This window comes from Nocardioides sp. L-11A (genome assembly GCA_029961745.1).
Classification (GTDB): Bacteria; Actinomycetota; Actinomycetes; order Propionibacteriales; family Nocardioidaceae; genus Nocardioides.
In genome coordinates this window covers 2,717,216-2,738,904 of the sequence record CP124680.1, presented here as the reverse complement: position 1 = coordinate 2,738,904, position 21,689 = coordinate 2,717,216, and the positions used below count along the sequence as shown (strand labels likewise).

23 protein-coding genes are annotated in these 21,689 nt (G+C 71.0%); 1 reads left to right on the top strand and 22 read right to left on the bottom strand.

Annotation, left to right across the window (positions count from 1 at the left end):
* Positions 1-11: 11 nt before the first annotated feature.
* Together hisS and QJ852_12995 are read right to left on the bottom strand one after the other, a co-directional pair.
* Positions 12-1,373, bottom strand: a complete 1,362-nt coding sequence (hisS, locus tag QJ852_13000) for a histidine--tRNA ligase (GenBank protein WGX99330.1) — start codon at positions 1,371-1,373, stop codon at positions 12-14.
* Positions 1,374-1,381: 8 nt separating this feature from the next.
* Positions 1,382-2,107: an MBL fold metallo-hydrolase gene (locus QJ852_12995; GenBank protein WGX99329.1), complete on the bottom strand. Its 726-nt coding sequence runs from the start codon at positions 2,105-2,107 to the stop codon at positions 1,382-1,384.
* Between the two features lie 46 nt (positions 2,108-2,153).
* Between QJ852_12995 and QJ852_12990 the strand changes: the two genes are divergently transcribed.
* Positions 2,154-3,392, top strand: a complete 1,239-nt coding sequence (locus tag QJ852_12990; GenBank protein ID WGX99328.1) for a DUF349 domain-containing protein — start codon at positions 2,154-2,156, stop codon at positions 3,390-3,392.
* 107 nt (positions 3,393-3,499) lie between these two features.
* Here QJ852_12990 and QJ852_12985 read toward each other — a convergent pair whose 3' ends face one another.
* From QJ852_12985 to QJ852_12890, 20 genes are all read right to left on the bottom strand, one after another.
* Complete coding sequence (locus QJ852_12985) at positions 3,500-4,462, bottom strand: type IV toxin-antitoxin system AbiEi family antitoxin domain-containing protein (GenBank protein WGX99327.1); 963 nt, start codon at positions 4,460-4,462, stop codon at positions 3,500-3,502.
* A gap of 175 nt (positions 4,463-4,637) precedes the next feature.
* On the bottom strand, positions 4,638-6,848 hold the full coding sequence (locus QJ852_12980; protein WGX99459.1) for a bifunctional (p)ppGpp synthetase/guanosine-3',5'-bis(diphosphate) 3'-pyrophosphohydrolase: 2,211 nt from the start codon (positions 6,846-6,848) through the stop codon (positions 4,638-4,640).
* 197 nt (positions 6,849-7,045) lie between these two features.
* The gene (locus tag QJ852_12975) at positions 7,046-7,603 is read right to left on the bottom strand and encodes an adenine phosphoribosyltransferase (GenBank protein ID WGX99326.1); all 558 of its coding nucleotides are present in this window, start codon (positions 7,601-7,603) and stop codon (positions 7,046-7,048) included.
* A gap of 4 nt (positions 7,604-7,607) precedes the next feature.
* Positions 7,608-8,882, bottom strand: coding sequence for a protein translocase subunit SecF (gene secF, locus QJ852_12970; protein WGX99325.1), 1,275 nt, complete (start codon positions 8,880-8,882; stop codon positions 7,608-7,610).
* A complete protein-coding gene (secD, locus tag QJ852_12965) occupies positions 8,882-10,696 on the bottom strand; it encodes a protein translocase subunit SecD (protein WGX99324.1) in 1,815 nt (604 codons plus the stop codon). Before secD ends, secF begins: the two co-directional genes overlap by 1 nt.
* Before the next feature lie 3 nt (positions 10,697-10,699).
* A complete protein-coding gene (yajC, locus tag QJ852_12960; GenBank protein ID WGX99323.1) occupies positions 10,700-11,026 on the bottom strand; it encodes a preprotein translocase subunit YajC in 327 nt (108 codons plus the stop codon).
* A 147-nt stretch (positions 11,027-11,173) separates the two neighbouring features.
* Entirely contained in the window at positions 11,174-12,253 is a 1,080-nt protein-coding gene (gene ruvB / locus QJ852_12955; GenBank protein WGX99322.1) for a Holliday junction branch migration DNA helicase RuvB, read from the bottom strand.
* A gap of 25 nt (positions 12,254-12,278) precedes the next feature.
* The gene (gene ruvA, locus QJ852_12950) at positions 12,279-12,875 is read right to left on the bottom strand and encodes a Holliday junction branch migration protein RuvA (protein ID WGX99321.1); all 597 of its coding nucleotides are present in this window, start codon (positions 12,873-12,875) and stop codon (positions 12,279-12,281) included.
* Positions 12,872-13,429 carry a crossover junction endodeoxyribonuclease RuvC gene (gene ruvC / locus QJ852_12945; GenBank protein WGX99320.1) on the bottom strand — a complete coding sequence of 186 codons (558 nt, stop codon included), beginning with the start codon at positions 13,427-13,429 and terminating at the stop codon, positions 12,872-12,874. The genes ruvA and ruvC overlap by 4 nt, the downstream gene beginning before the upstream one ends.
* 88 nt (positions 13,430-13,517) lie before the next feature.
* Positions 13,518-14,285: a YebC/PmpR family DNA-binding transcriptional regulator gene (locus QJ852_12940; GenBank protein WGX99319.1), complete on the bottom strand. Its 768-nt coding sequence runs from the start codon at positions 14,283-14,285 to the stop codon at positions 13,518-13,520.
* Positions 14,286-14,320: 35 nt separating this feature from the next.
* A complete protein-coding gene (gene pdxT, locus QJ852_12935) occupies positions 14,321-14,902 on the bottom strand; it encodes a pyridoxal 5'-phosphate synthase glutaminase subunit PdxT (protein WGX99318.1) in 582 nt (193 codons plus the stop codon).
* A 44-nt stretch (positions 14,903-14,946) separates the two neighbouring features.
* Positions 14,947-15,945, bottom strand: a complete 999-nt coding sequence (locus QJ852_12930) for a signal peptidase I (GenBank protein ID WGX99317.1) — start codon at positions 15,943-15,945, stop codon at positions 14,947-14,949.
* Positions 15,945-16,544 carry a SipW-dependent-type signal peptide-containing protein gene (locus tag QJ852_12925; protein ID WGX99316.1) on the bottom strand — a complete coding sequence of 200 codons (600 nt, stop codon included), beginning with the start codon at positions 16,542-16,544 and terminating at the stop codon, positions 15,945-15,947. Before QJ852_12925 ends, QJ852_12930 begins: the two co-directional genes overlap by 1 nt.
* Complete coding sequence (locus QJ852_12920) at positions 16,537-17,193, bottom strand: hypothetical protein (GenBank protein WGX99315.1); 657 nt, start codon at positions 17,191-17,193, stop codon at positions 16,537-16,539. The genes QJ852_12925 and QJ852_12920 overlap by 8 nt, the downstream gene beginning before the upstream one ends.
* The gene (locus QJ852_12915; GenBank protein WGX99458.1) at positions 17,190-17,945 is read right to left on the bottom strand and encodes a signal peptidase I; all 756 of its coding nucleotides are present in this window, start codon (positions 17,943-17,945) and stop codon (positions 17,190-17,192) included. The genes QJ852_12920 and QJ852_12915 overlap by 4 nt, the downstream gene beginning before the upstream one ends.
* Positions 17,946-17,986: 41 nt before the next feature.
* Positions 17,987-18,571, bottom strand: a complete 585-nt coding sequence (locus QJ852_12910; protein ID WGX99314.1) for an alternate-type signal peptide domain-containing protein — start codon at positions 18,569-18,571, stop codon at positions 17,987-17,989.
* A gap of 219 nt (positions 18,572-18,790) precedes the next feature.
* The gene (gene pdxS, locus QJ852_12905) at positions 18,791-19,684 is read right to left on the bottom strand and encodes a pyridoxal 5'-phosphate synthase lyase subunit PdxS (GenBank protein ID WGX99313.1); all 894 of its coding nucleotides are present in this window, start codon (positions 19,682-19,684) and stop codon (positions 18,791-18,793) included.
* Positions 19,685-19,715: 31 nt separating this feature from the next.
* Positions 19,716-20,354 (bottom strand): CDP-alcohol phosphatidyltransferase family protein, encoded by a 639-nt coding sequence (locus tag QJ852_12900; GenBank protein ID WGX99312.1) that lies wholly within the window; start codon positions 20,352-20,354, stop codon positions 19,716-19,718.
* Positions 20,355-20,376: 22 nt separating this feature from the next.
* Positions 20,377-20,931, bottom strand: coding sequence for an HIT domain-containing protein (locus QJ852_12895; GenBank protein WGX99311.1), 555 nt, complete (start codon positions 20,929-20,931; stop codon positions 20,377-20,379).
* Complete coding sequence (locus tag QJ852_12890; protein WGX99310.1) at positions 20,928-21,683, bottom strand: TetR/AcrR family transcriptional regulator; 756 nt, start codon at positions 21,681-21,683, stop codon at positions 20,928-20,930. Before QJ852_12890 ends, QJ852_12895 begins: the two co-directional genes overlap by 4 nt.
* Positions 21,684-21,689: the final 6 nt, after the last annotated feature.

Below are 21,689 nucleotides of genomic sequence, written 5' to 3'. Positions count from 1 at the left end.
GAGGGTGCGGATCACGAGGATTCCCCTTCAGGAGTGGTGGTGGTGATGACCTGCGGTCGCAGGTCCTGGGTAGGAGGCTGCCAGGTCGCGGGGTCCGCCGCGACCTGGTTCCCGTCGCGGATGTCCTTGACCTCGCCGCGTCCCTCGGCGTCCGGGAACCAGACGTAGGGGATGCCGCGGCGCTCGGCGTGGCGGATCTGCTTGCCGAACTTGGCCGCGCTGGGTGCGACCTCGCACGGGATGCCCCGCGCGCGCAGGGCCGTGGCGACGGCGTCGGCCTCGGCCCGCGTCTCCTCGGCGGTGACCGCGACGACGACCACGCTCGGCACCGAGCGGTCGGCGGTCAGCACGCCGCGCTGGACGAGCGGGACGAGCAGGCGGCTCAGGCCGAGCGAGATGCCCACGCCGGGGTACGTCGTACGGCCGTCGGAGGCGAGGGCGTCGTACCGGCCGCCGGAGCAGATCGAGCCGAGCGACTCGAAACCGTCGAGACGGGTCTCGAAGACGGTGCCCGTGTAGTAGTCGAGACCGCGGGCGATCGACAGGTCGGCCTCGATCCGGGTTCGCTCGGTGACCAGCGGCGCGCAGGCCCGGACGAGCGTGGCGAGCTCGTCGAGGCCCTCGTCCAGCAGCTCGCTCGACACGCCGAGCGCGCGGACCCGGGCGACGAAGGAGTCGTCGGCGGTCCGGATGGTCGCCAGGGCGAGCGCCTTGTCGGCCTGCTCCTCGGTGACGCCCGCCTCGGTGAGCAGCAGCTCGCGGACCAAGGCCTCGTCGAGCTTGTCGAGCTTGTCGACCAGGCGCATGACCTCGTCGATCCCGTGCTCGTCGAGCCCGAGGCCGGCGTAGAAGCCCTGGATCAGCTTGCGGTTGTTGACCTGCAGCCGGAAGCCGGGCAGGAAGTCGAGCTTCGAGAGCGCCTCGAGCATCACCCGGGCGACCTCGACGTCGTGGTGGAAGGCCAGCGTGTCGCGCCCGACGATGTCGATGTCGGCCTGGGTGAACTCGCGGAAGCGGCCCTCCTGGGGCCGCTCGCCGCGCCAGACCTTCTGGATCTGGTAGCGCCGGAAGGGGAACTCCAGCTTGCCGGCGTTCTCGAGCACGTAGCGCGCGAACGGCACAGTCAGGTCGAAGTGGAGGCCGATCCCCTTGTCCTTGCCGCCCTCCTCGTGGAGGCGGCGCAGCACGTAGACCTCCTTGGACGTGTCTCCCTTGCGCAGCAGCTGGTCCATCGGCTCGACGGCGCGGGTCTCGACGTTGCCGAACCCGTGCAGCTCGAAGGTGCGCGCGAGGGTGGCGATCACCTCCTGCTCCACGAAGCGCTGGGCAGGCAGGAACTCGGGGAATCCGCTGAGCGGAGTGGGCTTGGCCATGCGGGTCGTCACAGTCCTCGGGTGACTCGTCCGGCGGACTCGCCGGCGGTCTCGATCAGGTCGAGCAGGAAGGGATTGGTCGCGCGCTCGCGGCCGATGGACGTCTGCTCGCCGTGTCCGGGCAGCACGACGATGTCGTCGGCCAGGGGCAGCACCTTGGCGCTGAGCGAGCGGAGCATCGCGGCGTGGTCGCCGCCGGGCAGGTCGGTGCGGCCGATCGAGCCCTGGAAGAGCAGATCGCCCGAGAACATCACCTCGGAGATCGGCGGACCGTCGGGAGCGTCCCACGGCGTACGGAAGGTCACCGAGCCGGCGGTGTGCCCCGGCGTGTGGTCGATGACGAAGCTCAGGCCGGCCAGCTCGAGCGCGACGCCGTCGGACAGCTCCGCGACGTCGTCGGGCTCGGTGAACTCGTAGTCGCCGCCGAGCAGCATGCCCGCCGACTCGCGCGAGATGCCGGCCATCGGGTCGGCCAGGAGGTGTCGATCGCCGGGATGGATCCAGGCCGTGGCGTCGTAGGCGCCGGCGACGGGCGTCACCGACCACATGTGGTCGATGTGGCCATGGGTCAGCAGGACGGCCACCGGCTTGAGACGGTGCTCCCTGACGACCTCCGCGACGCCGTCCGCGGCATCCTTGCCGGGGTCGATGACGACGCACTCGGCACCCGGTGCCGTGGCCGCGACGTAGCAGTTGGTGCCCCATGGTCCAGCGGGGAAAGCGGCGATCAGCACCGGCCCAGCCTATCGAGGGCTCCGGCTTTGATTAGCATGGGCCATTGTGACTACCTCCGACTGGGGCCGCGTCGGCGACGACGGCACCGTCTACGTGAAGACGACCGACGGCGAGCGGGCGGTCGGGCAGATGCCCGACGCGACGCCCGAGGAGGCTCTGGCCTTCTACACCAAACGGTACGAGAACCTCTCACTCGAGGTGGATCTGCTCCACCAACGGGTGCTGACCGGCGTGCTGTCGCCCGAGGAGGCGACCTCCTCGGTCAAGCTCGTGCGCGAGCAACTCGTCGACGTGCACGCCGTCGGAGACCTCAACGCCTTGGTGCGCAAGCTGGACGAACTCGGGCCCGTGATCGCCACCCAGCGCGACGCCCGGCGTGCGGCCAAGGCCCAGCGCGTCGCCGACGCTCGCGCCGAGAAGGAGCGACTCGCCGGTGAGGCGGAGAAGATCGCCGGCGGCCGCGACTGGCGCAACGGCGCCAACCGGCTGCGCGAGCTTCTCGAGGAGTGGAAGAAGCTCCCCCGCATCGACAAGTCCGCCGACGACGAGCTCTGGCGCCGGTTCTCCTCCGCGCGCTCGGCGTACACCAAGGCGCGCAAGTCGCACTTCGCCGAGCAGGACGAGAAGCGCGAGGGTGCCCGCGTCGTGAAGGAGCGGCTGGTCAAGGAGGCCGAGGCCCTGGCCTCGTCCACCGAGTGGGGTCCGACCTCGGGCCGCTACCGCGACCTGATGCGCGACTGGAAGGCCGCCGGCCCGGCCCCGAAGGCCGTCGACGACGAGCTCTGGCGCCGCTTCCGCGGCGCCCAGGACACCTTCTTCGGCGCCCGCGACGCCGCGAACGCCGCCCTCGACTCGGAGTTCGCCGCGAACGCCGTCGTCAAGGAGGCGCTGCTGGTCGAGGCCGAGGCGATCCTGCCGGTGCTGGAGTCCTCCGGCGACCTCGCCGCCGCCAAGGCGGCCTTCCGGGTCGTCGCCGAGAAGTGGGACGAGGCCGGCAAGGTCCCCCGCGACCGGATCAAGGACCTCGAGGGCCGGATGCGCGCCGTCGAGCAGGTCATCCGGCGCGCCGAGGACGACCAGTGGCGTCGTACCGATCCCGAGAAGTCGGCCCGCGCCGACGACATGGTCACCAAGCTCGAGTCCGCCATCGCCGAGGCCGAGGCCAAGCTCGACGCCGCCCGTGCCCGGGGCGACGAGAAGAGGGTCCGCGAGCTCGAGGAGAACCTCGAGGGACGCCGGTCCTTCCTGGAGATGGCCAAGAAGGCGTCCGCCGACTTCAGCTGAGCTGCTGACTCCTGGTGCAGGAATCGCCGGTCGACCGGCGATTCCTGCACTTGTCGGCCGTTGCAACGCAGGTCAAGCGCAGGAAACACCCGCCAAGTCGCCTCCGATCAGCTCGCGCGCCGCGTGGCACGGGCAACGGACTCGATCAGCGCGCGGATCCGAGCGGCGAGTCGTGCGGGGTCCGCGAGGTCGGTCCACGTGAGCCGCAGGCAGCGCCAGCCAGTCAGCTCGGCCACGCGGTCCTCCCTCAGCTTCTCGCGGACGACCGCATCCGCCGGCGACTCACCCGGCCGCAGGAACCTCTCGTACTTGACTCTGCCGTCGAACTCCAGCCAGATGCCGTGCTCCGGAAGCGCGAAGTCGAGCTTGGCGACGAGCTCGAGACCGTCCCAGATCTCGAACTGAGGGATGGGCTTGGGGAGGCTCGACCGGTACAGGAAGTACAAGGTCCGACTCTCCCCCACTGACTCGATCCGTGGGTCGGCCAGACGCAGGACGACCGGGGTCCCCAGCGACTGCGGCCAGTGGGCCATCACCTCGTCGTAGCGCTCATGCAGCTCTTGTGGCGTCACCAGGCCCCGATGGAGGAAGTCGTTCGCCACCACCAGCGCCGATTCCACCGACGCCACCGTGGCGCACTCGAGGACGGTGCGGGCCGGGGCGCTCACCTGGAAGTCGTGGACGGCGACCACGTCGTCGTCCCGCAACTGCCCTCGGTGCTGCCGCACGCCGCGTTCCTTGCGACCGGTCAGGCCGTCTCGGCGGGTGACGTGGACGTCCTCCAACTGCTGTCCCCAGAGGGGGCCGTCGTGGAAGGGCACGGCCGAGGTGTGACTGAGGATCACCTCGGTGCGCGCCTGGCGCTCGACCGCTCGGGCTCGCACGGCGTACCGCTGCTCGGAGGACAGCTGCGCCCACTCGGCCGCCGAGACGTAGGCACCACGCCGTGGTCGGTCCAGCTCTCCGCGGCGCACGGCTGCGGCCAGCGACCGATCGGTGTGGCCGAGGCGCACGAGGTCGGCGCGAAGATCGATCTGGAGGAGACGCGGGTCATCGGAGGGGATCTGCATGGGAACGACGGTGCACAGCGGTACCGACAGATCGGCCCCGGCAGCGCAGCGGCCTGTGGATACGCCCTGCTCACGGCCTGCTTGACGGCCAGTTCTGTCACTTGTCGCGCGTTGCAACAGCCGTCCAGTGACGGAATCGCCGGTCGACCGGCGATTCCGTCAAAGCCCGCGCCCCCTACTGCGTCACGCGGTAGGCGTCGAAGACACCGGGGACCGAGCGGACGGCGCTGAGGACCGTGTCGAGGTGCTTGGCGTCGGCCATCTCGAAGGTGAAGCGGGACTTCGCGACACGGTCACGCGAGGTCGTGAGGTTCGCCGACAGGATGTTCACGTGGGCGTCGGAGAGCACCATCGTGATGTCCGAGAGCAGCCGCGAGCGATCCAGCGCCTCGACCTGGATGTTGACCAGGAAGGTCGACTGGCCGGTGGGCGCCCACTCGACGTCGACCAGCTTCTCCGGTTGGGCCAGCAGGCTGGCGGCGTTGGTGCAGTCCTTGCGGTGGACCGAGACCCCGCCGCCCTTGGTGACGAAGCCGAGGATGGTGTCGGGGGGCACCGGGGTGCAGCACTTGGCCAGCTTCACCCAGACGTCGGGCGACCCGGTCACGATGACGCCCGCATCGCCCCCGGACGCGCGACTCGGCCGCCCGCGGCGGCCGGTGATGGTGACGGCCTCGGCGAGGTCCTCCTGGGCGCCCTCGTCGCCGCCGTGGAGCTCGATGACCCGGCGGACCACCGTCTGGGCGCCGAGATTGCCCTCGCCGACGGCGGCGTACAGGGCCGAGACGTCGCTGAGCCGGAAGGCGCTGGCGACCAGGGTCAGCGAGTCGTGGGAGAGCAGCCGCTTGAGCGGCAGGCCCTCCTTGCGCATCAGCTTGGCGATCTCGTCCTTGCCGCGCTCGATCGCCTCCTCACGCCGCTCCTTGGTGAACCACTGACGGATCTTGGAGCGGGCGCGCGGGGACTTCACGAAGTTCAGCCAGTCGCGCGACGGCCCGGCGCCCTCGGCCTTGGAGGTGAACACCTCGACGACGTCGCCGTTCTCGAGCGTCGACTCCAGCGGCACCAGACGGCCGTTGACGCGGGCGCCGATGGTGCGGTGGCCGACCTCGGTGTGGACGGCGTACGCGAAGTCGACCGGGGTCGAGCCCGACGGCAGCGCGATCACGTCGCCGCGGGGGGTGAAGACGTAGGTCTCGGCCTGGTTGATCTCGAAGCGCAGCGACTCCAGGAACTCGCCGGGGTCCTCGACCTCGCTCTGCCAGTCGAGCAGCTGGCGCACCCAGCTCATATCGTCGAGATCGCCCGGCCTGTCGGTGTCGTTGCCGGCGCGGCCGTCCTCCTTGTACTTCCAGTGCGCCGCGACGCCGTACTCGGCCCGGCGGTGCATGGCGAAGGTCCGGATCTGCATCTCCACCGGCTTGCCCTGCGGGCCGATCACGGTGGTGTGCAGCGACTGGTACATGTTGAACTTCGGCATCGCGACGTAGTCCTTGAACCGACCCAGGACCGGGTTCCACCGGGAGTGCAGGACGCCGAGGACGCCGTAGCAGTCGCGGTCCTCCTCGACCAGGATGCGGATGCCCACGAGGTCATAGATGTCGGAGAAGTCGCGCCCGCCGACGATCATCTTCTGGTAGATCGAGTAGTAGTGCTTCGGCCGGCCGGTCACCGTCGCCTTGATCTTGGCCTCGCGCAGGTCCTTCTCGACCTGGCTGATCACCTCGGCCAGGAACGAGTCGCGCGAGGGCGCCCGCTCGGCGACCAGGCGCACGATCTCGTCGTAGATCTTCGGGTGGAGGGTCGCGAAGGCGAGGTCCTCGAGCTCCCACTTGATCGTGTTCATGCCGAGCCGGTGGGCCAGCGGGGCGTAGATGTCGAGGGTCTCGCGGGCCTTGCGCTCCTGCGTGGACTGCTTGACGAAGCGCAGCGTGCGCATGTTGTGGAGCCGGTCGGCGAGCTTGATGACCAGCACCCGGATGTCGCGGGACATCGCCACGATCATCTTGCGGATCGTCTCGGCATTGGCCGAGTCGCCGTAGACGACCTTGTCGAGCTTGGTCACTCCGTCGACGAGCAGCGCGACCTCGTCGCCGAAGTCGCGGCGACACTCCTCCAGGGTGTACGGCGTGTCCTCGACGGTGTCGTGCAGCAGCGCGGCGACGAGCGTCGGCTCCGTCATGCCGATGCCGGCGAGGATGGTGGTCACCGCCAGCGGATGGGTGATGTAGGGGTCGCCGCTCTTCCGCTTCTGGTCGGCGTGCAGCCGCTCGGCGGTGACATAGGCGCGCTCCAGCAGTGGGAGGTCGGCCTTCGGGTGGTTGGCGCGGACCGCCCGGAACAGCGGCTCCAGGACCGGGTTGGCGCCCTGGCTGCGGCTGCCCATCCGGGCCAGCCGGGCACGCACACCACGGCCGCCGCCGGGCTCGCTGGGGACCGGGGCGGGCGCGGACGGCACCCGCGGCGATACGCGGGGGGTCGTGCGCTCCTCGGTCATCGCCCCAGTCTAGTGGCGCCCGCGCGGCCCCCGTCGAGCAGTGGCGCGCAGGAGCGCGCTGTGCGTGGTACGACGCCGGCGGAGCGTCACACGGTCAGCAGCGAGCTGACCGGCACGGTGCCCAGGGCGGCGCGCCCGTCGAGGAAGCCGAGCTCCAGCAGCACCGCGAAGGCGGTCGGCTCCGCGCCGCAGCGGCGGACCAGCTCACAGGTCGCGCCCGCGGTGCCGCCGGTGGCGAGCACGTCGTCGACCAGCAGCACCCGCTCCCCCGGCGCGACGGCGTCCTGATGCAGCTCGAGCACCGCCTCGCCGTACTCCAGGGCGTAGTCGACCTGGTGGGTGTGGTGCGGCAGCTTGCCGGCCTTGCGGACCGGCGCGAAGCCGACGCCGAGTGCCAGGGCGACCGGTGCGGCGAGGATGAACCCCCGCGCCTCCATCCCGACGACCTTGTCGACGACGACCTCGCCGCCCGCGCTCCGGCCGGCCTCGGCCATCGCGGCGACCACCGCGCCGAAGCCGGCCGGATCGGCCAGCACCGGCGTGATGTCCTTGAAGACGATCCCCGGCTCCGGGAAGTCCGCGATGTCGCGGACCAGCCGGGTCAGGGCGTCGACCGCGCGGTCCCGGACGTCGCGATCGCCCACCGCGCTACTTCTTGCCGCGCTTGGAGCGCGCCTGGCGCACGGGCTGCTTGCGGCCCGAGCTGCCGCTGTCGCTGACGGGGCGGCTGGCAGTGGGCACCACCCGGCCCTTGCCGACCGCATCCGTCTGCGGTGCCGTACGACGCGGAGTCGGCGGGTCGCCGCCGTCGACCTCGATCTCGAACTCGTCCTCGAGCAGCTCGTCCGGGATGGCGTCGGGGTCGTCGCCACGACGGCCCGCGACGGGTGCATCGTCGGTCGCGACCGGGACCGAGGCATACCGGTCGGCCAGCGCCCGCTGCTTCGCCTTGGCCCGCCGGGCCTGGATCTGCATCTCGGTCTCCTGCATCTTCAGGTGGACCAGGACGCGCGGGGCGAGCATGACCGAGGAGTAGACGCCGACACCCATGCCGACGAACTGCGCGAGCGCGAGGTCCTGCAGCGAGCTGGCGCCCAACTGGACCGCGCTGACGTAGAGGATCGCGCCGATCGGGATGAGCGCGACGATCGAGGTGTTGATCGAGCGCACCAGGGTCTGGTTGACCGCGAGGTTGGCCGCGTCGGCGTACGACTGCGTGTTCTTGCGCAGGGTGGTGGTGTTCTCCTTGACCTTGTCGAACACGACCACCGTGTCGTAGAGCGAGAAGCCGAGGATCGCGAGCACACCGGTCACCGCGGCCGGCGTCACCTGGAAACCGGACAGGGCGTAGACGCCGACGGTGAGCACCACGTCGTGGATCAGCGCCACCAGGGCCGCGACGGACATCCGCCACTCGCGGAAGTAGGCCCAGATGAACAGCACGACGAGCACCAGGAAGATCGCGACACCGATCAGCGCCTTCTTGGCGACCTCCTGGCCCCAGCTCGGTCCGATGTCCTGGATCGAGAGGTCGCCCTGGTCGACCTGCGGGAACTCCTCGTGGACCAGGGCGGTGATCTCACCGCGCTGCTTCTCGCTGAGGTTCTCGACCTGGATGGTCAGGGTCGAGTCGCCCTCGGTCGTGACCGTGGGGTTCTCGGCGTTCTCGATCCCCGAGCCGGCGACCTTCTCGAGCAGGTCGTCGGCGGCAGCCTGCGTGGCGTTGCCCGACCCGACGGGCACCGCGACGGTGGTGCCGCCGGTGAACTCGACGCCCATGTTGAGCGGCTTGAGGAAGAGCACCAGGATCGCGGCGGCGACCAGCACCGCCGAGATGCCGTAGAAGAGCCAGACCTTGCCGACGAAGTCGATCGACTTGCGGCCCTGGTACAGGTCGTTGCCCAGCCGGGACATCTTGCCCATCAGGCGTCACCTCCCGCGACAGCGGCGGGCCGGGAGGGCGTGACATCCATGCCCAGCGTCTCCTTGCTGAGGCCGGACAGCTTGTGCCCGGAGTTGAAGAGCTTGAACTGGGCGAGCCAGGACACCATCGGCTTGGTGAACCAGAACAGCACCGCGAGGTCGATCAGGGTGGTCAGGCCGAGCGCGAAGCCGAAGCCCTTCACCGCGCCGGTGGCGAAGATGTAGAGCACCAGCGCCGAGAGGATCTGGACCGTGTTGGCCGCGACCCGGGTGACCCGGGCCCGGGCCCAGCCGGTCTCCACCGCGACCCGCATCGACTTGCCCTCGCGCATCTCGTCGCGGATGCGTTCGAAGAAGATGACGAACGAGTCGGCGGTGATGCCGACCGCGATGATCAGACCGGCGATGCCGGGCAGGGTCAGCGTGAAGCCGGCGGTCTTGCTCAGCAGCAGCACCATGGCGTAGGTGATGATCGCCGCCACGAAGAGCGAGCTGACCACCACCAGGCCGAGCCCGCGGTAGTAGACGAGGCAGTAGAGCATGACCAGCGCGAGGCCGATCGCGCCTGCGGTCAGGCCCGCGGAGAGCTGGTTGCCGGCCAGCGACGGGCCGATCTCCTCGACGGAGGTCTGCTCGTCGTTGAACTTGATGGGCAGCGCACCGAACTTCAGGCTGTTGGCCAGGTCGAGGGCCTCCTGCTCGGTGAAGTCCCCCTCGATCTGCGAGCGGCCGTCGGTGATGACGCTGTTGAGGACCGGGTAGGTCAGCACCTGGGAGTCGAGGACGACGGCGAACTGCTCGTCGGTGCCTGCGAAGGCGCGGGTGACCGCCTCGAAGTCCGAGGCAGCACCCGGCGAGCCCTTGGGGTGCGCCCGGTCCTTGCTGTTGCCCATCTCGATGGCGACGACCCAGCCGACGCCGTTCTGCGGGGTCTGCGCGCTGGCGTCGTCGAGCTCGGTGCCCTCGACGACGGAGCGGCTCAGCAGGAACTTGATGACGCCGTTGTCCTTGTCGGGCGTCGAGCACACCACGACCGGCTGGTCGGGGTCGTCGGGCAGGTCGGCGGGCTTGCCCTCGGCGTCGACGAGGACGCCCTTCGGGTCACAGGTGTAGGAGTTGAACGCCGTGATCGCCGCCTGGTCGGGCGCGCGGGACCAGGCGATGTCGTCCTCGACGGTCCACTTCTCGCCGTCGCCGGCGGGATCGCCGGCCGCGGGCGCGTCGGTCGGGGTGTCGGCCGGCGCGTCCGTGGGAGCATCCGTGGGCGCGTCGGACGGGGCGTCCGTCGCGCCCTCGGCGGGCGCGTCGGTGGCGGCGTCGCTCGCACCGTCGGTCGGGTCGTCCTCGGCGAGCGAGAGCGGGGCCCGGCCGAGGCCGCCGCCCATCGGATCGGTGCCGGTCCCCGCGGCGCACGCTCCCGGGCGGACGTCGGAGCAGGCGACGAGACGGAAGCGCAGCTGTGCCTGGCGCTTGACGGTGTCCTCGAGCTGGCCGCGGTTCTTGGTCTTGCCGGGCACCTCGACCACGATATTGCGGCCGCCCTGGGTCGTGACCGCGGCCTCGGCGACACCGGAGCCGTTGACGCGCTGGTCGATGATCCGGCGGGCCTCGTCGAGGTTCTCCTTGGAGGGGGCCTTCTCGGCGGTCAGGGTGATGCGAGTGCCGCCCTGGAGGTCGAGGCCCAGCGCCGGGCGCCAGGGCTTCTCCGGCTCCTCGACGCTGGCCTGCGAGAGTGCGGTGAGGCCGTAGAGGATGGCGAGTCCGAGGAAGAAGACGACGAGATTGCGCCCAGGGCGCGGACGGCGGGCCGCCATGGCTCAGCGCTCCTCTTCGTCGTCGGGGAGGTCGTCGGACCGCGACTCGGCGGGCTCCGGCGCGGGCTCGGCCTCGCGGCGCACCGACGCGACGGCGCCGCGCACGACCCGGATCACGACTCCGGGCGCGATCTCGAGCTCGACGTGCTCGTCGGTGGAGCCGGTGATGGTCCCGAAGATTCCGGAGGTCAGCATCACGTCGTCACCGACCGCGAGGGCTGCCTGGAGCTCGGCTGCCTGCTTGCGCTGGCGCGAGGCGGGGCGGATGATCAGCAGCCAGAAAATGGCCGCGATCGCCACGATCGGCAGCAGGGACACAGCGTCTTTCACGGACCAACCTTCTCCACGGGGGCAAGGACGGACGCCGGAGGACATCATCGTCCCCGGGACCGACTGGGAAGTGTAGCGACGGAACCTTGCGCCGCACGGATCGACGGAGAAATCCGTGCTCCCGAGGTCGCGCCCAGCGGCTGCGGGTCAGTCCTCGAAGAGGGTCGGCCCCGACTCGTCGTACGGCAGGGCGGGCGGCGTCAGCCCCAGGTGCGTCCAGGCGGCGGGCGTCGCGATCCGGCCGCGCGGCGTGCGGGCGAGGAAGCCGTTGCGGACCAGGAACGGCTCCGCGACCTCCTCGACCGTCTCGCGCTCCTCCCCGACCGCGACGGCCAGCGTGGAGACGCCCACCGGGCCGCCGCCGAAGCGGCGGCACAGGGCGTCGAGGACGGCGCGGTCGAGCCGGTCGAGGCCGAGCTCGTCGACCTCGTACAGGTCGAGCGCAGCCTGCGCGACGACACGGGTGACGACGCCGTCGGCACGCACCTGGGCGTAGTCGCGGACCCGGCGCAGCAGCCGGTTGGCGATGCGCGGGGTGCCGCGCGAGCGGCCGGCGATCTCGGCCGAGCCGTCGGGGGTGAGCTCGACGCCGAGCAGGCCGGCGGAGCGGTGGACGATCAGGTCGAGCTCGTGCGGCTCGTAGAACTCGAGGTGCGCGGTGAACCCGAACCTGTCGCGCAACGGGCCCGGCAGCAAGCCGGCGCGGGTGGTGGCGCCGACGAGGGTGAACGGCGGGATGTCGAGCGGGATCGCCGTCGCGCCGGGGCCCTTGCCGATGATGACGTCGACGCGGAAGTCCTCCATCGCGAGGTAGAGCATCTCCTCGGCCGGGCGGGACATCCGGTGGATCTCGTCGACGAAGAGCACCTCGCCCTCGTTGAGGCCCGACAGGATCGCCGCGAGATCGCCGGCATGGGTGATCGCCGGTCCGCTGGTGAGCCGCAGAGGGGCGTTCATCTCGTGGGAGATGATCATCGCCAGCGTGGTCTTGCCGAGTCCGGGCGGCCCGGAGAGGAGCACGTGGTCGGGCGCCCTCCCCCGCTGCCGGGCCGCCTCCAGGACCAGCCCGAGCTGGTCGCGGACCCGGCCCTGGCCGACCACCTCGTCGAGGCTGCGGGGCCGCAGCGCGGCTTCCACCGCCCGCTCGTCGCCCTCGGCCTCGGCGGCCGTGAGGGAGCGGAGGTGGACCTCCTCGGCGGCTTCCAGGTCGTCCTCGTGGAAGGGCATGGCTCAGTCTCCGTCAGCTCGCCGGTCAGGCCTTCGAGAGGGTGCGCAGCGCGGCCCGCAGCAGCGCGCGTACGTCGGGCGCGGCGCCCGCCTCGCCGGCGACGGCGTCGACGGCCTTGTCGGCGTCCTTGGCGTTGTAGCCGAGACCGACCAGGCCCTGGTGGACCTGGTCGCGCCAGGCGGCGGCTCCGGCCGGCGAGCCGCCGGAGGTCGCGCCCGTCGCGGCGCCGATGCGGTCCTTGAGCTCGAGGATGATCCGCTGCGCGCCCTTCTGGCCGATGCCCGGGACCTTGGTGAGGGTGCGGACGTCGTCGGAGGCGATGGCGTTGCGGACGCCGTCGGGCGAGAGCACCGCCACGATCGCCTGGGCCAGCTTCGGGCCGACGCCGGAGGCGGTCTGGACGAGCTCGAAGATCGTCTTCTCCTCCTCGTCGGCGAAGCCGTAGAGCGTGAGGGAGTCCTCGCGCACGATCATGCTGGTCGGCAGCGTCGCGGTCGTGCCCGTGCGCAGCTGGGCGAGCGTGCCCGGTGTGCACATCAGCTCCAGCCCGACGCCGCCGACCTCGACGACGGCGCTGCTCAGGGTCAGGGTGGCGACGTTGCCGCGCACGAACGCGATCATCGGACTCCTCCAGAGGTGCGGGTGGGGATGCGGGAGCGGGTCGGGCGGGCCGCGGCGACGGCGGCGTCGATCCGGGCCTGGCTGCCCCCGCGCCAGATGTGGGTGATCGCCAGCGCGAGGGCGTCGGCGGCATCGGCCGGCTTCGGCATCGCGTCCAGGCGCAGGATCCGGGTGACCATCAGGCCGACCTGGGACTTGTCGGCGCGACCGTTGCCGGACACCGCCGCCTTCACCTCGCTCGGGGTGTGCAGGGCGACCGGCAGGCCGCGGCGCGCCGCGCAGACCATGGCGATCCCGGCGGCCTGAGCGGTGCCCATGATCGTGCTCACGTCGGAGCGGGCGAAGATCCGCTCGATCGCGACGGCGTCGGGCGCGTGCTCGTCGAGGCGGGCCTCGATCCCCTTCTCGATGAACACCAGCCGCTCGGGCACCGACCACGCCGAGGGCGTGCGGACCACACCGACGTCGACCAACGCCAACGGCCGGCCGATCGAGCCCTCGACCACGCCGAGCCCGCAGCGGGTCAGCCCCGGGTCGATCCCGAGCACGCGCACGCCATCACCTTCCGTCCGAACATGTGTTCGGAGACCAAGGTAGGCGCTTTCCGTGGGAAAGCCGGCGAGACACGCCCGGGAGCGGCGCTCACTCCTCGATCTGGTCCAGGACGTCGTCGGGGATGTCGGCGTTCGAGAAGACGTTCTGCACGTCGTCGAGATCGTCGACGGCGTCGACGAGCTTGAACACCTTGCCGGCCGCGGCCGGGTCGGCGACCGGGATGTCCATCGAGGCGACGAACTGCACCTCGGCCGACTCGTAGTCGATCCCCGCCTCCTGCAGCGCCGTCCGCACGGCGACGACGTCGGTGGCCTCGGACTGGACCTCGAAGGCCTCGCCCAGGTCGTTGACCTCCTCGGCGCCCGCGTCGAGCGTGGCCTCGAGGATGTCGTCCTCGGAGACGTCCTTGCCCTCCTGGGCCTTGGCGACGACGACGACGCCCTTGCGGTTGAACAGGCGGGAGACGGAGCCCGGGTCGGCCATGGTGCCGCCGTTGCGGGTCACCGCGGTGCGCACCTCCATGGCCGCACGGTTGCGGTTGTCGGTGAGGCACTCGACGAGGAGCGCGACGCCCTGCGGGCCGTAGACCTCGTACATGATCGTCTCGTAGTCGACGCCGCCGCCCTCGAGACCGCCGCCGCGCTTGACCGCGGAGTCGATGTTCTTGTTGGGCACCGACTGCTTCTTCGCCTTCTGGATGGCGTCGAAGAGCGTCGGGTTGCCGGAGGGGTCGGGACCGCCCATCTTGGCGGCGATCTCGATGTTCTTGATGAGCTTCGCGAAGAGCTTGCCGCGCTTCGCGTCGATCACGGCCTTCTTGTGCTTGGTGGTCGCCCACTTGGAGTGGCCAGACATGAGGACTCCTTACATCCCGACAACAGCGGAGAAGTCTACTGCTGCACCAGATCCAGGAAGATCCGGTGCACCCGTCCGTCGCCGTCGACCTCGGGATGGAAGGACGTCGCCATCAGGTGTCCCTGGCGTACGGCGACCGGATGTCCCTGCGCCTCGGCCAGCACCTCGACCCCTGATCCGGTCCGCTCGACCCACGGTGCGCGGATGAACACGGCGTGCACCGGATCGGCCAGTCCCGCGAACGGCAGGTCCGCCTCGAACGAGTCCACCTGACGTCCGAAGGCGTTGCGGCGCACCGTGACGTCGAGGCCGCCGATCGTCTCCTGGTCGGCGGTGCCGCCCTCGATCCGGTCGGCCAGCAGGATCATCCCGGCGCAGGTCCCGAAGGTCGGCATGCCGTCCCCCACCCGTGCCCGCAGTGGCTCGAGCAGCTCGAAGGTGCGCGCCAGCTTGGCCATCGTGGTCGACTCACCTCCGGGCAGCACCAGGCCGTCACAGCGGTCGAGCTCGGCCGGGCGGCGGACCGCGAACGCCTCCGCACCGAGGGCGGTCAGGGTCTGCAGGTGTTCGCGGACGTCGCCCTGGAGGGCGAAGACTCCGATGGCAGGCACAGGCACCGATCCTAGGGCCGCCGCCGCCCTCTGTTGTCAGCGGTCCAGGCCTACACGTGACCGCAGTACGCGACCCAGATGTTGCCGCCCTGGCCCTCCTCGCGGTGGATCGGTGTGACGGTCGTCGGTCCAGTGACACTGTTGTCCGAGATCAGGCGGGTCGTCACCCACACGACGAAGTTCTTCTTGTGGACCTGCCCCTGGCCCCTGGTCGTCGGGATGTCCAGCTGCACCTGCTGTCCCTGTGTCGTGCTCCCGCCGAGGACGCCACTGAGCTGCGGCGGCGGATTGGCGGTGCCGACCGGCGCCGGGGTGCCGTTGAGCTCGCGCACACTCCAGGTGTACTCGTACAGGTCGTTGACGTCGGTCCAGGTCAGCCGGGCGATCCCTCCGGGGCCGCTCTGGGCGCAACCGGGCTGCGCGTGACTCTGCAGTGCCGGGGTCGTCGCCTTGACGGTCGCCACGGCCGAGTCGGTCCAGTACGCCGAGGTGAAGGCCCAGGGCGCGACGCCGCTCGCGCCCAGGCCGGCGCCGAGCGCCACCGTCGAGGCCAGGCCGACCGGCACCAGGCGGTGTCCCCGGCCGAAGCCGATCAGCAGCACGGCCAGCACGAGCAGCGCGGCGGCGGCGAGGCCGAACGGGCTGGCCGCGGCGTTGAGCACGTAGCCGGCGTACGGGACGCCGAGGACGACGCGGTCCGCCTCCTGGACCACATACGGCTGTGCGTCGGCCACGTCGTTCGCGTCACCTCGCAGCGTGAGGACGGTGGCGTCGCCCGCGGCGTCGAGGCCGGTGATCCGGTGGGTGACCCGCCTGCCGTCGGCGTCGAGGACGCTCACGACATCGCCGACGGCCAGGTCGGAGGCGGGGACCTCGCGGGCGATGCCGAGCGCGCCCGCGGCGTAGGCCGGGCTCATCGACCCGGACGAGAAGACCAGCGGCGTGACCTGGAAGAGCCAGCCGGCGAGCAGGGAGAGCAGGCACAGGGTGCCCAGCACTCCCCCGACCCACAGGAGGGTCTCGCGGGCGACCCGCTTCGCGGCGGACATCACTGCTCCTGCCTGGCGGGGAAGGTGAACGTCACGGCTGAGGTCGCGTTCGCGGGGACGCCCGACGGCGACGGCAGCCGTACCTGGATGCAGAGGTCGTGTGACTGCCCCGGCCCGAGGTGGGCGCTGACGACCTCGTCGAATCCGTTGAGCGGGACGCCCGTCCCCCCGACCAGGCTCCCGCCGACGCAGGCGCCGGCGTTGATCGAGCCACCTTGGCGGACGGTGACCCGCAACGCCGCACCCAGGGGGTTCGTCGCGGCGGCCTCGAGGCCGTACGAGAGCGTCGCGTCGCCGATGCTGTTGTTCGAGACCTTCATCAGCGCCACCCTGATGTCGCCGTCGGCCATGCCGGTCAGGTTCAGGTCGGGCCAGTCCGTGATGGTCTCCGGCCTGGTCTGCTGGTTGTCCTCGAGGTCGATGTGGAGCTCGCCGCTGCGGACCGTGACTCCCGGCGCCACCGCGGCATCGGTCCAATAGGCCGAGGTTGCCACCGCACCGGTGCCGAGCAGCAGACCCGCGGAGAGGAGGGCGCGGGTCCGGCCGCGTCCGAACCAGCCGGGACGTGCCAGGCGGTGTCGTGGCACATGCCTAGTCATGGGCAGCCACCTCCTTGCGACGGGCGCGTCGGGGTCGGACGAGCGCGAGACCGGTGCCGACGAGACCGGCGGCCAACCAGAGCAGGCCGGCGCCGACGGCGGAGCCGGCGTCCGGCAGCACTCCGTCGTCCTGACCGCCGACCTCACCCTCGTCCTGCTCACCGGCGATGTCGCCGTCCTCGGACATCGTCAAGCGGACCTCGAAGGACGCCGTCCGGTCCAGGTGCCCCGTCGCCTCCGGTCGGAACGAGCCTCGGACCGACACCGTCGTGTCCGCGCCCCGGGGCACGTCGAGCACGGCCGGCTGCAGCCGCGTCGTGCCGTCCAGGACCTCGGTCCAGGGGCCGTCAGCGACCCGGGCCTCCAGGTGGAAGTCGGATGAGGCGAGCAGCGCCGCCGGATCGGCGGTGACCACGTCGACGGTGACCTCGCCGGCCGACGGGCCACCGTTGCGGACCCGGAAGGAGCGCTCCTCCACGTCGCCCGGCACCCAGCGGAAGCCGGCCGGGTAGAGCGGCGCGGCCAGTTGGGGAACCCAGGTGACGCCGTCCGTGCTGAGGCCGATCTCGTCGGCGGCCTGCGCCGGCGCGGCCGCGATGCCGACAGCCAGCACGGCTGCGGCCACGAGCGAGGCGGGACGGCGGATCATGATCGGGCTTCCTTCGTACGTCGGTTGGGGTGCTTCGGGTGTCGTGGGCGGTTCGGACCTGAACGGCGGGTCCGGCGATGGGCCAGGAGCAGCAGCCCCAGGACCGTCGCCGTCGCCGCGAGCACCGCGACAGGGAGATCCCGTGGGGCGGCGGCGGCCACCGGTGCGGGCGTCGCTGCCGTATCCAGTTGTGGGGTGTGGTCGATCTGCGCGGCCGTGTCGATGTCGATGTCGTCCGCGGGTGCCGCCGGCCCCCCGCGTCGCCGGTCCCGGAGGGCCCCGACGAACATGAACGCCGCATAGCCGACCAGCCCGGTCGAGACCACCAGGACGGCGACCTGCCGCTGTCCGCCGTTCAGCGCACTGTTGACATGTCCGAGATAGGGCACCGCGTACCAGAGGCGTCCCTTGACCTGGACCTCCCTGACCGGCACCGGGTCGACCACGTCGTTGGCGTCGCCCTTGGTCGTGAGGACCACTTCGCCGTCGGACCGGGTGGCCACGGCGACGACCCGGTGGGTGACGACCGTGGCCCTGCCCGACTCCCGCTGGTAGGTGATCACGTCGCCGGTGCCGATCTCATCGACGGCCGCCGGCTTGACGACCACCAGGGTGCCCGGCGGGTAGTCCGGCTGCATCGACCCGGTGAGGACGGTGTAGGGGGTGGCCCCCGCGAGCCGCGGTACGACGACCGCGGCCGCGAGGATCACCACCACGCCGATGATCACCAGCCATGCGACGACCTGACCGATCCACCCGAAGGCAGTGCGCCCACGCCGGACGGCGACCGAGGTCAGTGGAAGTCGACCTGGGTCAGCGTGACTCCGACGGCGGCGAGAGCGGCCGTGACGCCACCGCTGACGTTCGCGCCGTTGTCGATCGCGCCGGCGCCCTGTGCGGGGTCGTCGACCTGGTCGTCGAACGGCCAGGCCGCCACGAAGGTCACCTCGATCGTCTGGCCATCGCTCACCGCGACAGCGCCGCCGGCATAGGCCACGTTGTTGACCTCGATGCTCGACGAGCTGAGGTCGAGCTCCTCGAGCAGATCGGCGTTGCCGGTGAAGCCCGTGCCCTCGTCGATCGTGACCTCGGCCAGGATGTGGTCGCCCACGGCGTCGACCTCGTAGGTGCAGGTCTGGCTGAACGTGTCGCCGGGGACCAGGCGGGTCGCCCCGACGAGCGGGAACTCGTCCGGCGTACCGGCGTCGACCAGCCAGCCGTCGCCGCAGTCCGCGTTGATCAGCTTGAGGTGACCCGTGGTGACCCCGGTGCCGGCCACGGTCGCGTTGTCGGTCCAGTACGCCAGGGTGCCCGCACCACCCATGAGCAGGACGGCCGCGGTGCCTGCCGCGAGCGCGCCCTTCGTCGTCTTCTTCATTTGTTCTCCAGTCCCCATGCCCTGTTGTCCCCAGGTCTGGTTGTCATGGTCGCGACGCAGGGAGCGCCTCGCGATCCACAACGAAGGACAGCACAGGCCGGCACGGCGGGTGACCGGAATCGGGACCAATGTCCCGAGATTTAACCGAGGCCGTGGCGCTGCACGCAGCGCCACGGCCTCGGGTGGTTCGTTCAGGTCCGGCGGGTCACCCCGCCGCGGTCACCAGCCGCGCTCGGAGAGGCGGTGCGGCTGGGCCAGCTCCTCGACATTGATGCCGACCATCGCCTCGCCCAGGCCCCGCGACACCTTCGCGACCACGTCGGGGTCGTCGTAGAACGTCGTCGCCTTCACGATCGCCTCGGCCCGCTGCGCCGGGTTGCCCGACTTGAAGATCCCCGAGCCGACGAACACGCCCTCGGCACCCAGCTGCATCATCATCGCCGCATCCGCCGGAGTCGCGATCCCACCCGCGGTGAACAGCACCACCGGCAGCTTGCCGGTGCGGGCCACCTCGACCACCAGGTCGTACGGCGCCTGCAGCTCCTTCGCGGCCACGTACAGCTCGTCGTCGGCCAGCGACCCCAACCGGCGGATCTCGGCCCGGATGGTGCGCATGTGGGTCACCGCGTTCGACACGTCACCCGTGCCCGCCTCGCCCTTGGACCGGATCATCGCCGCACCCTCGGTGATCCGCCGCAGCGCCTCGCCGAGGTTGGTCGCGCCACACACGAACGGCACCGTGAACGCCCACTTGTCGATGTGGTTGGCGTAGTCGGCCGGGGTCAGCACCTCCGACTCGTCGATGTAGTCCACACCCAGCGACTGCAGCACCTGGGCCTCGGCGAAGTGACCGATCCGGGCCTTGGCCATCACCGGGATCGACACCGCCGCGATGATCCCGTCGATCATGTCCGGGTCACTCATCCGCGACACGCCGCCCTGGGCGCGGATGTCGGCCGGGACCCGCTCCAGCGCCATCACGGCCACCGCGCCGGCATCCTCGGCGATCTTGGCCTGTTCCGGGGTCACCACGTCCATGATGACGCCACCCTTGAGCATCTCGGCCATGCCGCGCTTGACCCGGGTGGTGCCGTGCTCCTGCTGCTCGCTCATGACAGCGAGTCTACGACCCCGGGCGGGCCCGCTACGCCGGAGTCTCACCCTCCGACGCGAGTGCCTGACGGCGTACCTTGAGCACCCGGAAGACCACCGTGTAGGTGCTCGCGAGGGCCAGCGCCCACAGGGTGACGTACATCAGGATCGGCAGGTCGAAGAGGGCCCCGAGACCGGTCATGACGAGGATCGAGACGAGCCGGTCGGCCCGCTCCGCGAGGCCGCCCTTGGCGTCCATGCCGAGGGACTCGGCGCGGGCCCGGGCGTAGGACGTCACCGAGCCCATCACCAGGCACCACAGGGTGACGCACAGGTAGAGGTAGCTGTCGCCCTGGTCCTTGCCGGTGCCGGCGAAGTAGAGGGCGAGTCCGCCGAAGATCGCACCGTCGCCGATCCGGTCGAGGGTGGAGTCCCAGAAGGCCCCGAACTTCGAGACCCGGCCGGTCTCGCGGGCCATCCGGCCGTCGATCAGGTCGCTGAACACGAAGGCGGTGATGAACAGGACGCCGATCAGCAGCTCGCCCTGCGGGAAGAAGATCAGTGCCCCGGCGCAGACGCCGAGCGTGCCGACGAGCGTGACCGCGTCGGGGCTGATGCCCAGCCGGATGAACAGCCGCACCACGGGGTGCAGCACGGTCCCGGCCCAGAACTCCTTGAAGCGATCCAACACGGGTCAGGAACCTACTCGATGGTCACGTCGCGGGCGCCATCTGCCAGGCGTCCGCGAGGAGGCTGCGGGTCTCGCCCAACAGCTGCGGGAGGGTCTTCGTGCCGCCGATGACGGTCATGAAGTTGGCATCGCCGGACCAGCGCGGGACGACGTGCTGGTGCAGGTGGCCCGACAGCGATCCGCCCGCGGCGCCCCCGAGATTGAGGCCGACGTTGAAGGCATGCGGTTGGGCGACCGCGCGGATGGTGCGCAGCGCGGCCTTGGTCAGCGCGGTCACCTCATCGGTCTCCTCGTCGTCGAGGTCGAGGTAGTCGGCGACGTGGCGGTAGGGCAGGACCATCAGGTGGCCGGGGTTGTAGGGGTAGAGGTTGAGCACGACATAGGCCGTGCGTCCCCGGACGACGACCAGCTCGTCGTCGGTCGAGCTCGCCGGGTCCGGCGTGATCCGGCAGAACGGGCAGGCCGGACGCGGCTCGGCGTGCGCGGCCTCCTCGGCAGACTCGGCCTCGCCCCGGACGTAGGCCATCCGGTGCGGCGTCCAGAGCCGCTCGAGCCCGTCGGGCCCGGGGACGCTCATGCCCGCTCCCCCGCGGCCGGGGACGGGGTGGGTGCGTCGGACGGCCCCAGCGCCTGGAGCAGCTCGGCCACGGGCAGATCGGGGAGGCTGAGGCCGCGCCCGAGAGCCATGCCGTTGATCTGCAGCCAGATCGACTCCGCAAGGATGCTGATGCAGGCGTCGATCCCCGGCTCGCGGACCTCGCGCTCCAGCCACCGGCGTACGGCGGCGAAGACCGCGCCGATCATGCCGAACACCCAGGGGTCCAGGGCGGCCCGGTCGTCGTCGGTGAGCTCGACGCCCATCGCCGCGACCACCACGGCCATGATCCCCTCGATGCCCTCGGCGACCTGCTCGACGGCCTGGCTGAGTGGACTCGGTCCCCAGCCGGCGAGGTCGCGCTCGGCGAACCAGTAGAGCGTGGGGTGCGCCTCGGCCCAACGGACGAAGCTGCCGACGATGCGATGGATGATCTGGTCGGGCGTGCCGTCGTAGGACAGCGCGGGCAGCAGCTCGTTGCCGACGTGCTCGCAGATCTGCCGCTGCACGGCCCGGTCGAGGTCGGCCCGGTCCTCGAAGTGACGGTAGATCACGGTGCGGCTCATGCCGGCCTGGTCGGCCACCGCCTGGACCTGGAACTCCTCCCCCGGCGCCTGGCGCTCGAGGACCGCGATCGCCGCGTCGATGATCACCTGCCGGCGCACCTGGTTGTGCTCCTGCCAGCGCCGCCGGCGGCCGTCGAGCGGCTCCGTCTCCACACCCTCCGAGGTCACTGGCAA